Here is a 10,298-nt window from a genome sequence, read left to right on the forward strand (position 1 = left end):
CCCGCAGCTCTACATCGCGGTCGGCATCTCGGGCGCCATCCAGCACCTGGCCGGCATGAAGGAATCGAAGGTCATCGTCGCCATCAACAAGGACCCCGATGCACCGATCTTCCAGGTCGCCGATTACGGGCTGGTGGGTGACTTGTTTGAAGTCGTTCCGGCTCTCGTTGCCGCCGTCTAAACCGAAGAATATTCAGGAGATAACCCTATGAGCACCTATATCGCCCCGATTCGCGACATGCAGTTCGTCCTCAACGAAGTGGCCGGTCTCGAAGAGATCTGCGGGCTGCCCGGTAACGAGGAATGTTCCGTCGATCTCGTCGAATCCATTCTCGACGAAGCCGCCAAATTCGCCACCGGCGTCCTCGATCCGATCAACAAGGTCGGCGACCGCACCGGCCACGTTTGCAAGGACGGCGTCGTCACCACGGCGCCCGGCTTCAAGGAAGCCTATCAACTGTTCGTCGAAACCGGCTGGAACGCCATGCCTTTCTCGCCGGAATTTGGCGGCCAGGGCCTGCCGGCGCTGGTTTCGATGGCGGTCAATGAAATGTGGAAGGGCGCCAACATGGCTTTCGGCCTGTGCCCGATGTTGACCGGCGGTGCCATCGAAGCCATCGCCCACCATGCTTCCGACGAGCTGAAGCAGAAGTACCTGCCGAAGATGGTCGAAGGCACCTGGACCGGAACGATGAACCTGACCGAGCCGAACGCCGGCTCCGACCTCGCCGCCATTTCCTCCAAGGCCAAGGCGGTCGGTGACGGCACCTACCTGGTCAGCGGCACCAAGATCTTCATCACCTGGGGCGAGCACGACGTCGCCGAGAACATCATTCACCTGGTGCTGGCCCGCCTGCCGGATGCGCCGCCGGGACTGAAGGGCATTTCGCTGTTCCTGGTGCCGAAGTTCCTGGTCAATGACGACGGCTCGCTCGGCAAGCGCAACGATCTGATCTGTGCCTCGATCGAACACAAGCTCGGCATCCACGGCAGCCCGACCGCCGTCATGTCCTACGGCGAGAACGAAGGCGCCGTCGGCTACCTGATCGGCGAAGAGAACAAGGGCATCGGCTACATGTTCACGATGATGAACCACGCCCGCGTCAATGTCGGCCTCGAAGGCGTCGGCATCGCCGAGCGCGCCTACCAGCACGCGCTGTGGTACGCCCGCGAACGCGTCCAGGGCAAGATCATCGGCGACACCTCGAGCGATAAGAAGACCATCCTGCATCACCCGGATGTCCGTCGCATGCTGATGGACATCAAGTCGCGTACCGAAGCGATGCGCACGCTGGCCTACTACGCCGCCGCCAATATCGACAAGGCGCATGCCGGCGATGCCGCCGCCCAGGCCCGTGTCGATCTGCTGACTCCGGTTGTCAAGGGCTGGAGCACGGAGCAGGGCGTCGAGCTGTCGTCCACCGCGTTGCAGGTGTTCGGGGGGGTCGGTTTCGTCGAGGAAACCGGTGCCGCCCAGTATTACCGCGATTCGCGCATCACCACCATCTACGAAGGGACGACGGCGATCCAGGCCAACGACCTGGTCGGTCGCAAGCTGGCCCGCGAAAAGGTGCCGGGTGCGGCGATGAAGGCGCTGCTGGCCGAAATGACCGCGACCGCCCAGGAACTCGAAGGCAAGGCCGAGCTGGCTGGTATCGCAGCTAATCTGAAAAATGGCATCAAGGCATTGTCAACCGCAGCCGAGTGGATTCTGGCCACCTACGAAGCCAATCCTCAGGCCGTGCATGCCGGTTCGGTGCCTTTCCTCAAGCTGACCGGCATCGTCGTCGGCGGCTGGCTGATGGCCAAGTCGGCGGCGATTGCCGTCCAGCATCTGGCCGATGGTAGCAGCGACGACTTCTACAAGGCCAAGCTGGCCACGGCAACCTATTTCGCCGCCCACCAGTTGCCGTTTGCCGCTGCCTACGCCGCTGAAATCACCGGCGGCAGCGACTCGGTGTTCGGCCTGGCCGAAACCCTGTTCTGAGTCCGACCATGCGTACTGATCGCGATGCGATGGAATACGATGTCGTGATCGTCGGCGGCGGCCCTTCGGGGCTGTCCACGGCGATCCGCCTCAAGCAGCTGGCCGAACAGCAGGGCAAGGAAGTTTCGGTCTGCCTGCTGGAGAAGGGCTCGGAAATCGGCGCCCACATCCTGTCCGGCGCCGTGCTTGAGCCGCACGCGCTGGCCGAGCTGATTCCCGACTGGCAGGAACGCGGTGCGCCGCTCAACACGCCGGCCGGTGAAGACCGCCTGCTGTTTCTGACCGAAGCGGGCGCTCACAAGCTGCCGACGCCGCCGCAGATGGGTAACCACGGCAACTACATCATCAGCCTCGGCAACCTGTGCCGTTGGCTGGGCGAGCAGGCCGAAGCGCTCGGCGTCGAAATCTATCCCGGCTTTGCCGCCGCCGAAGTGCTCTATCACGAAGATGGTTCGGTCAAGGGCGTCGCCACCGGTGACCTCGGCATCGGCAAGGACGGCCAGCCCGGCCACAATTTCCAGCCGGGCATGGAGCTGCATGCCAAACAGACCATTTTCGCCGAAGGCTGCCGCGGTTCGGTGACCAAGGAGTTGTGGGCCAAGTTCAACTTGCGCGATGGCGTCGATCCGCAAACCTACGGCATCGGCATCAAGGAACTGTGGGAAATCGACCCGGCCAAGCATCAGCCCGGGCTGATCGTCCATACCGTCGGCTGGCCGCTGCAGAGCGACACCTACGGCGGCTCCTTCCTCTACCACCTGGAAAACAACCTGGTCGCCGTCGGCATGGTGGTCGGCCTCGACTACAAGAATCCGTGGCTGTCGCCTTACGAGGAATTCCAGCGCTACAAGACGCACCCGGCGATCCGCGGTTTCTTCGATGGCGCCCGGCGCATTTCCTACGGCGCCCGCGCGCTGTCCGAAGGCGGCTACCAGTCGGTGCCCAAGCTGACCTTCCCGGGCGGCCTGCTGATTGGCGACACCGCCGGCTTCCTCAACGTGCCGAAGATCAAGGGCACGCACATGGCGATGAAGTCGGGCATGGTCGCCGCCGAAGCGGTTTTCGAGCATCTGTTCAAGGAAGGTGCGGGGGCGGAAGCCACCGAGTACGCCGAGCAGATCAAGAAGTCGTGGCTGTGGGAAGAGCTGTACAAGGTCCGCAACATCCGCCCGGCCTTCAAGTGGGGCCTGTTCGGCGCGCTGGCCTACGGCGCAATCGACACCTACGTCTTCAAGGGCAAGGCGCCGTGGACCATGCGCCATCACGACGACCACAGCCAGTTGGGCGACAAGAACGCCCATCCGAAGATCGACTATCCGAAGCCGGATGGCAAGCTGACCTTCGACCGGCTGTCCTCGGTTTTCCTGTCGGCCACCAACCACGAGGAAAACCAGCAGTGCCACCTGCGCCTGAAGGATGAAAGCGTCGCCATCAGCGTGAACTACGCCAAGTACGGCGCGCCGGAAACCCGTTACTGCCCGGCCGGCGTGTACGAAATCCTCGGCGAGGAGGAAGGCCAGCCGCGGCTGCAGATCAACGGTCAGAACTGCCTGCATTGCAAGACCTGCGATATCAAGGACCCGACCCAGAACATCAACTGGACGGTGCCGGAAGGCGGCGGTGGACCGACTTATCCAAATATGTAAACGGACTGCCGGGCGACCTTTCGCGCATTAAGGCGACCCGGCGGCCGCAAAGAATAAAAGTACGAGAACAGCAAACAGCCTTGTTTCAACCTTTTATGTTCCCTGGAGGGGCCATGTCAGAAAACAGTATCCAGGCAAGAATTCGGGCCAACCCGAAATTCGCCGAAATGGTCGGCAAGCGCACGCGCTTCGCCATCATTCTTTCCCTTGTCGTGCTGGTGCCTTACTACACCTTCATGATGATCACCGCTTTCAACCCGGGCATCCTGGCCCAGCCGATCAGCGACGGCAACATCATCACCCTCGGCTGGCCGATCGGCGTCATTCTCGTCGTCGGCTCCTGGCTGACCACCGGCATCTACATCAGCCGCGCCAACGGCGAGTTCGATGCGCTCAACGAGCAGATCCTGCGGGAGTCGCACAAATGAAGCGTTCACTGATTGCACTCCTCGCCGGCGTCCTCGTCGCCTTTGCCGCGGTGGCCGCCCCGGGCGCCATCGAAGGCGTCCAGAAGCAGCCGATCAACGTCAGCGCCATCGCCATGTTCATGGTCTTCGTGCTGGCCACGCTCGGCATCACCTACTGGGCCTCGGCCCGCACCAAGTCGACCTCCGACTTCTACACCGCCGGCGGCGGTATCACCGGTTTCCAGAACGGCCTGGCGATTGCCGGCGACTATATGTCGGCGGCCACCCTGCTCGGTCTGACCAGCCTGGTCTACGCCAAGGGCTTTGATGGCTTCATCTACACCATCAGCTTCTTCGTCGGCTGGCCGATCATCCTGTTCCTGATGGCCGAACGACTGCGCAATCTCGGCAAATTCACCTTTGCCGACATCGCCTCCTACCGCCTTGACCAGAACCGCATCCGCACCTTCGCCGCCTTCGGTTCGCTGACCGTCGTCTGCTTCTACCTGATCGTGCAGATGGTCGGTGCCGGCCAGTTGATCCAGCTGCTCTTCGGCCTGGAATACACCTACGCCGTGATCTGCGTCGGCCTGCTGATGATGGTCTATGTCACCTTCGGCGGCATGGTCGCGACGACCTGGGTGCAGATCATCAAGGCCTGCCTGCTGCTTGGCGGCGGCACGCTGCTGATGATCCTCGCCTTCGCCAAGTTCGGCTTCTCCTTCGACGCCATGTTCAACCAGGCCGTTGCCGCCCACAAGGCCGGCATCAAGATCATGGCCCCGGGTTCGCTGATGGCCGATCCGGTCTCCGCCGTCTCGCTGTCGCTGGCGCTGCTCTTCGGTACGGCCGGCCTGCCGCACATCATGATGCGCTTCTTCACCGTGCCGAATGCCAAGGAAGCCCGCAAGTCGGTGTTCTACGCCACCGGCTTCATCGGTTTCTTCTTCCTCGTCGTGATCATCCTCGGCGTCTCGGCCATCGTCATCGTCGGCCAGGATCCGCAGTTCTTCGAAGGCGGCATCATCGGCGGCAAGCTGATTGGTGGTGGCAACATGCCGGTCATGCACCTCGCCAAGTCGGTCGGTGGCGACGTCTTCCTCGGCTTCTTGTCGGCGGTCGCCTTCGCGACCATTCTGGCCGTCGTCTCCGGGCTGGCCCTGGCCGGTGCCTCGGCCATCGCCCATGACCTCTATGCCCGCGTGATCAAGAAGAACACGGCGACCAGCGCTCAGGAAATGAAGGTCACCAAGATCGCTTCGGTCGGTATCGGCATCGTCGCCATCCTGCTCGGCCTGCTCTTCAAGGATCAGAACATTGCCTTCCTGGTTGCGCTGACTTTCGGCGTCGCCGCTTCGGTCAACTTCCCGGTGCTGATCCTGTCCATGTACTGGAAGGGCCTGACCACCCGTGGCGCGCTGTGGGGCGGCGTCGCCGGCCTGGTCTCGGCGGTCGGTCTGGTCATCCTGTCGCCGGCCGTCTGGGTCAAGGTGCTGGGCAATGCCCAGGCCATCTTCCCGTACGACCATCCGGCAATCATTTCGATGACTACCGCCTTCGTCGTCACCTGGCTGATGTCGGTCACCGACAAGAGCGCCCGTGCCGCCAAGGAAGCCGATGCTTTCGAAGAGCAGTACATCCGCGCCCAGACCGGTCTGGGCGCCGCCGCCGCATCGGCCCACTAATCACTCTGCGGGTGAGGCATCGGGAGAACAGCACCCGTCGTCTCTATCCTTTGGGGAGCCTTCGGGCTCCCTTTTTTTATACAAAAATATACGCTCGCCGAATTGGCGCTGGCTATACTGAAAAGCTAACGGTTTTTACCCGCCCTCCCTATGACTACAGAAAACAAGATCTCCAACGAGACCAGCCAGAATCGGCTGCCCGGCCTGCTCGGCAAGCTCGGCAAAATGACTTCCATCCGCGATACCGAAGTGCTCGAACAGAGTCTGCTGCGCACGCTCGGGCCGCTGCTCGGTGTCCTCGACACCGCGCTCTATCGCACCGACGACCGCCAGGCGCTGATCCGCGTCATCAACTACCATCGCTCGAAAGTGGTCGAGGCCGATGGCGTGTCGCGCGTCGTCGAACGGATCGAGGAAGTGACCAATCTGGCGGCGGTCGCCGGTGATGTCATCGGCCTGACCGACAATGTCCGCCTGCTCGGCAAACCCTGTACCCGGCTGCGCGGCAGCGAGGTACTGATCGCCTATCCGCTCTATGGCGACAACGAGGTCTGCGGCTACTTCGTCTTCCAGCGTGACCGCGAGGTGTCGCCGACCGAGGACACGATGATCCGTGGCGTGCTCGAGGTGTTTTCCAATTACTACGCGCTGCTCGACATCAGCCAGCGCGACCGGCTGACCGGGCTGCTCAACCGCCAGGCGCTGGAAAGCAATTTCGACCGGCTGTGGACGGTGCTTGCCCAGCCGGATTTCTATGCCGAACGGGCGGCCGGCCGGCGGACGACGCCGGGCAGCAATTACTGGCTGGGCGTCATCGACATCGACAGTTTCAAGCAGGTCAATGACACCTTCGGCCACATGGTCGGCGACGAGATCCTGTTGCTGGCGGCGCGCCTGATGAGCAACGCCTTCCGTTCCGGCGACCTGCTTTACCGCTATGGTGGCGAGGAATTCGTCGCCATCGTCACCGCCGAGAACGAGGCGATTGCCCGCAACATCTTCGAGCGCGTCCGCCTTGCCGTCGAAGCCTGCACCTTCCCGCGCGTCGAGAAGCTGACGATCAGCGTCGGTTACTGCCAGGCCGACCCCAACATCCTGCCGGTCGAAGTGCTCAGCCGGGCCGATCGCAGCCTGTACCAGGCCAAGCAGGACGGCCGCAACCGCGTCTATGAATACCAGGAACTGGTGCGCGCCGGCGTCTTCAAGGAAATCGACGCCAACGAGGTCGAGTTCTTCTGAGCTATCGCCAGCGGTTTTTGCCGTTTTGAGCCGGTCGACCGCGCCCCGCAGGAAGCCCCCTCGGGGGGCGGCAATGCCCTTCCCGATGAGGCCCGATGCGCCATGATCGCCTGATGCGCTGGGTGCACCGGCTGGCCGAGCGCAGCGGCCTGGTCCCGCTGGTTGCTTACTACACGGCCAGCCTGCATTCCGAAAAGAAACTCAATGCCGGCAGCCGGCTGCTCTTTCGCATCCGGCACGGCGCTGCTTACCCGCTGCTGGTTGCCTTGCTCGCCATCCTGTCGGCCGGGACCAGCCTGTACCCGTTCGGACCGGTCATCGTCGCCGCCACCGTCTTTGCCCCGCAGCGCTGGCTGGGGGTTATTGTCGGGGCGACGCTGGGCGCGGTCTGTGGCGCCACCGGCCTGACTTTTTTTATCCGCTGGCTCGGCCTCGGCCTGCTCGATGCCTATTTCCCGGAAATCCGCCAGTCGGCGATGTGGAGCCATTCCGAATACTGGATCGGGCAGTATGGCGAACTGGCCATTGCGGCAATTGCCGCCTTGCCGGTGCCGCAGATGCCGGCCCTGGTCCTGGCCGCCCTCGGCGAGATGAGTCTGGCAACGCTGGCCCTCGCGCTACTGGCCGGCAAGCTGCTCAAGTACAGCCTTTACGTCGGTGGCGTCCTCGTCGTCCTTCAGGCCATCCGCCATGTTGCCGAATGGACGGAGGAAGACGCCTAAGCGTCGGCCTCGGGCCGGGCGCCGAGGTAGCGCGGCGGTTCGAACAGCGACTTGATGAGTACCTTGCGGATCTCCGGGTGGTCGGGCACAGCGTACAGCACGTCGGTCATCATTTCCTCGAAGATACCGCGCAGGCTGCGCGCCCCGGCCTTGTACTCGATCGCCAGTTCGGCGATCTGGCGGAAGACGTCGGTCTCGATCTGTAGTTCGACGCCGTCGCTCTTCAGCATCGCGGCAAACTGTTTGACGATAGCGTTCTTCGGCTCGGTCATGATGCGCACCAGCATCTCCTGGCTGAGCGGGTAGAGCCGGGTGACGATCGGCAGGCGGCCGGCGAACTCGGGAATCAGGCCGAATTCGAGCAGGTCGGTCGGCTTGACGCGGGCGTTCAGGCGTTCGAGGATCTGCTGGTCGTCGCCGCCCGAAGTCGAGATGAAGCCGAAGGTGTGCGTCTTGGTCAGGATGTTGTCGAGGCCGACGAAGGCGCCGCCGCAGATGAACAGGATGTGCGTGGTGTCGATGTGGCGGCCGTCCTTGAGGCGGACCGGCGCCCCTTCCATGATCTTGAGCAGCGCGTGCTGGACGCTTTCGCCGGAGGTGGCGCGGGCCTGGCCGCTGACTGTCTTCAGCTTGTCCACTTCATCGACGAAGACGATGCCGCGCTGGGCCCGGCTCAGGTCACCATCGGCCCGGTCGAGCAGGCGGTGCAGGATGGCCTCGATCTCGTCGCCGACGAACTGCGTCTGGGCCAGCGAGGTGGCATCGGCGGTGACGAAGGGCACATCGAGGATGCGGGCCAGGGTTTCGCAGAGCAGGGTCTTGCCGGTGCCGGTTGGGCCGATCAGCAGGATGTTGCTTTTGGTCAGTTCGACAGTGTCGACCGCAGTATTCGCCATGCGGCGGAAATGGGCGTAGATGGCGACGGCCAGCGTGCGCTTGGCCTCGTCCTGGCCGATCACATGCTCGGAGAGCAGACGGACGATTTCGCTGGGTTTGAGCAGGGCGGACATCGGGGCATTCCTCGGGCGCAATGCCCCGATGCTAGTCGTCTCAGCCCTTTTCGGGAAGCACGATATTGACTTCGAGTACTTCGTAATTGCCCTGTTTCTCAAGCGAGACGCGGATGTCGTCGGTATTGACCTTGACGTACTTGGAGATCACCGCGATCAGCTCGCGTTGCAGGTCGGGCAGGAAGTTGGCGCTGCTGCCGCCGCCATCGCGCTCGTGGGCGATGATCAGCTGCAGGCGCTCCTTGGCGACCTGGGCGGTTTTCGGCTTGTTGCCGAAGAGCATGGAAAGCAGAGACATGTCACTTGCTCCCGAACAGACGCTTCAACAGGCCCGGCTTGACGTAGTCGACAAAACGGAGCGGCTTGTCTTCGCCGAGGAAGCGGGCGATGACATCGTGGTAAGCCTCGGCAGCGTCGGTTTCCTTCTGGTGGATGACCGGCGAACCCTGGTTGGAGGCCTGCAGCACTTCCTCGGATTCCGGGATGACGCCGATGATCGGCACCCGCAGGATTTCCTGGATGTCCTTGTAGGAAAGCATTTCGCCGGCTTCGACGCGGTTCGGGTTGTAGCGGGTGATCAGCAGGTGTTCCTTGACCGCTTCGCGACCTTCGATGGCGCGCCGCGACTTGGCCTGCAGGATGCCGAGGATGCGGTCGGAGTCGCGCACCGAGGAAACTTCCGGATTGGTCACGACCAGTGCTTCGTCGGCGAAGGTCAGCGCCATCACGGCACCCGATTCGATACCGGCCGGCGAGTCGCAGACGATGTAGTCGAAGCCCTGGTGTTCCAGCTCCTTGATCACCTTCTCGACGCCTTCTTCCGACAGCGCATCCTTGTCGCGCGTTTGCGAGGCCGGCAGCACGTAGAGGTTGTCGCAGTGCTTGTCCTTGATCAGCGCCTGGGTCAGCGTCGCTTCGCCGTTGATGACGTTGATCAGGTCATAAACGACGCGGCGTTCGCAGCCCATGATCAGGTCGAGGTTGCGCAGACCGACGTCGAAGTCGATGACGGCGGTCTTGAAGCCGCGCATCGCGAGGCCGGTGGAGAAGCTGGCGCTGGTGGTGGTCTTGCCGACCCCGCCCTTGCCGGAAGTAACGACGATGATTCTGGTCACGGTGATTTCTCGCTGGGTTTTGTTGGAATAGATTTATCGGAGCGCCAGGGACGCGATGTTCAGACGGGCCTGGCCGCCATCCTCAAGCAGGCTGACGGTGGCCGGCTGGCGGGCCAGTTCGGCCGGCACGCCGGCCTCGAAAGTACGGTACAGACCGGCCACGGAGACCAGTTCGGCCTCCAGGCTGGTGGTGAAGATGCGGGCTGCCTTGTCGCCGCTGGCGCCGGCCAGGGCGCGGCCGCGCAGCGGGGCATAGACGTGGATGTTGCCGTCGGCGATGACTTCGGCGCCGGCGCTGACCATGGCCATAACGATCAGGTCGCTGCCGCGGGCGTAGAAGCGCTGGCCGGAACGCAGCGGCTTGTCGAGGATGACCGTGCGCGGCGCCGGTTCGGCGGCGGCCGGCGGTGGTGGCGCAACGGGGGCGGCGACCGGGGCCGGGGCGGGGGCAGGTTCCTCTGCCGCCTTGGCGCGCGGTCGGCCCAGT

Annotated in this window: 11 protein-coding genes; 7 read left to right on the top strand and 4 right to left on the bottom strand. The window is 63.3% G+C overall.

Translation table 11 applies throughout. The features are described from left to right. The 7 genes from AT959_RS11820 to AT959_RS11850 all read left to right on the top strand — a co-directional run. The coding region (locus tag AT959_RS11820) for an electron transfer flavoprotein subunit alpha/FixB family protein (RefSeq protein WP_205629905.1) at positions 1–181 on the top strand (181 nt) is incomplete at its 5' end. Positions 182–208: 27 nt separating this feature from the next. Beyond that, positions 209–1,987, top strand: coding sequence for an acyl-CoA dehydrogenase (locus AT959_RS11825; RefSeq protein ID WP_066883328.1), 1,779 nt, complete (start codon positions 209–211; stop codon positions 1,985–1,987). An 8-nt stretch (positions 1,988–1,995) separates the two neighbouring features. Continuing rightward, positions 1,996–3,633: an electron transfer flavoprotein-ubiquinone oxidoreductase gene (locus AT959_RS11830; RefSeq protein WP_240481815.1), complete on the top strand. Its 1,638-nt coding sequence runs from the start codon at positions 1,996–1,998 to the stop codon at positions 3,631–3,633. Positions 3,634–3,746: 113 nt separating this feature from the next. After that, entirely contained in the window at positions 3,747–4,061 is a 315-nt protein-coding gene (locus AT959_RS11835) for a DUF485 domain-containing protein (RefSeq protein ID WP_066883330.1), read from the top strand. Then, entirely contained in the window at positions 4,058–5,725 is a 1,668-nt protein-coding gene (locus AT959_RS11840) for a cation acetate symporter (RefSeq protein WP_066883332.1), read from the top strand. Before AT959_RS11835 ends, AT959_RS11840 begins: the two co-directional genes overlap by 4 nt. A 150-nt stretch (positions 5,726–5,875) precedes the next feature. Beyond that, positions 5,876–6,964: a GGDEF domain-containing protein gene (locus AT959_RS11845; RefSeq protein ID WP_066883334.1), complete on the top strand. Its 1,089-nt coding sequence runs from the start codon at positions 5,876–5,878 to the stop codon at positions 6,962–6,964. Positions 6,965–7,059: 95 nt separating this feature from the next. Beyond that, entirely contained in the window at positions 7,060–7,686 is a 627-nt protein-coding gene (locus tag AT959_RS11850) for a hypothetical protein (protein WP_066883336.1), read from the top strand. Here AT959_RS11850 and clpX read toward each other — a convergent pair. The 4 genes from clpX to minC all read right to left on the bottom strand — a co-directional run. Beyond that, on the bottom strand, positions 7,683–8,696 hold the full coding sequence (clpX, locus tag AT959_RS11855) for an ATP-dependent Clp protease ATP-binding subunit ClpX (protein WP_066883338.1): 1,014 nt from the start codon (positions 8,694–8,696) through the stop codon (positions 7,683–7,685). The two genes, AT959_RS11850 and clpX, sit on opposite strands and share 4 nt — an antisense overlap. 40 nt (positions 8,697–8,736) lie before the next feature. After that, positions 8,737–8,994 carry a cell division topological specificity factor MinE gene (minE, locus tag AT959_RS11860; RefSeq protein WP_066883340.1) on the bottom strand — a complete coding sequence of 86 codons (258 nt, stop codon included), beginning with the start codon at positions 8,992–8,994 and terminating at the stop codon, positions 8,737–8,739. 1 nt (position 8,995) lies between these two features. Then, positions 8,996–9,811, bottom strand: coding sequence for a septum site-determining protein MinD (gene minD / locus AT959_RS11865; protein ID WP_066883342.1), 816 nt, complete (start codon positions 9,809–9,811; stop codon positions 8,996–8,998). Positions 9,812–9,844: 33 nt separating this feature from the next. After that, a partial coding sequence (gene minC, locus AT959_RS11870; RefSeq protein ID WP_157651317.1) for a septum site-determining protein MinC occupies positions 9,845–10,298 on the bottom strand: 454 nt, incomplete at its 5' end.

The organism is Dechloromonas denitrificans (assembly GCF_001551835.1).
Lineage (GTDB): Bacteria > Pseudomonadota > Gammaproteobacteria > Burkholderiales > Rhodocyclaceae > Azonexus > Azonexus denitrificans.

Coding starts and splice junctions, on each gene's coding strand:
- AT959_RS11825 (WP_066883328.1), top strand. CDS start 209: ATGAGCACCTATATCGCCCCGATTCGCGACATGCAGTTCGTCCTCAAC.
- AT959_RS11840 (WP_066883332.1), top strand. CDS start 4,058: ATGAAGCGTTCACTGATTGCACTCCTCGCCGGCGTCCTCGTCGCCTTT.
- clpX (WP_066883338.1), bottom strand. CDS start 8,696: ATGTCCGCCCTGCTCAAACCCAGCGAAATCGTCCGTCTGCTCTCCGAG.
- AT959_RS11850 (WP_066883336.1), top strand. CDS start 7,060: ATGCGCCATGATCGCCTGATGCGCTGGGTGCACCGGCTGGCCGAGCGC.
- AT959_RS11835 (WP_066883330.1), top strand. CDS start 3,747: ATGTCAGAAAACAGTATCCAGGCAAGAATTCGGGCCAACCCGAAATTC.
- AT959_RS11845 (WP_066883334.1), top strand. CDS start 5,876: ATGACTACAGAAAACAAGATCTCCAACGAGACCAGCCAGAATCGGCTG.
- AT959_RS11830 (WP_240481815.1), top strand. CDS start 1,996: ATGCGTACTGATCGCGATGCGATGGAATACGATGTCGTGATCGTCGGC.
- minE (WP_066883340.1), bottom strand. CDS start 8,994: ATGTCTCTGCTTTCCATGCTCTTCGGCAACAAGCCGAAAACCGCCCAG.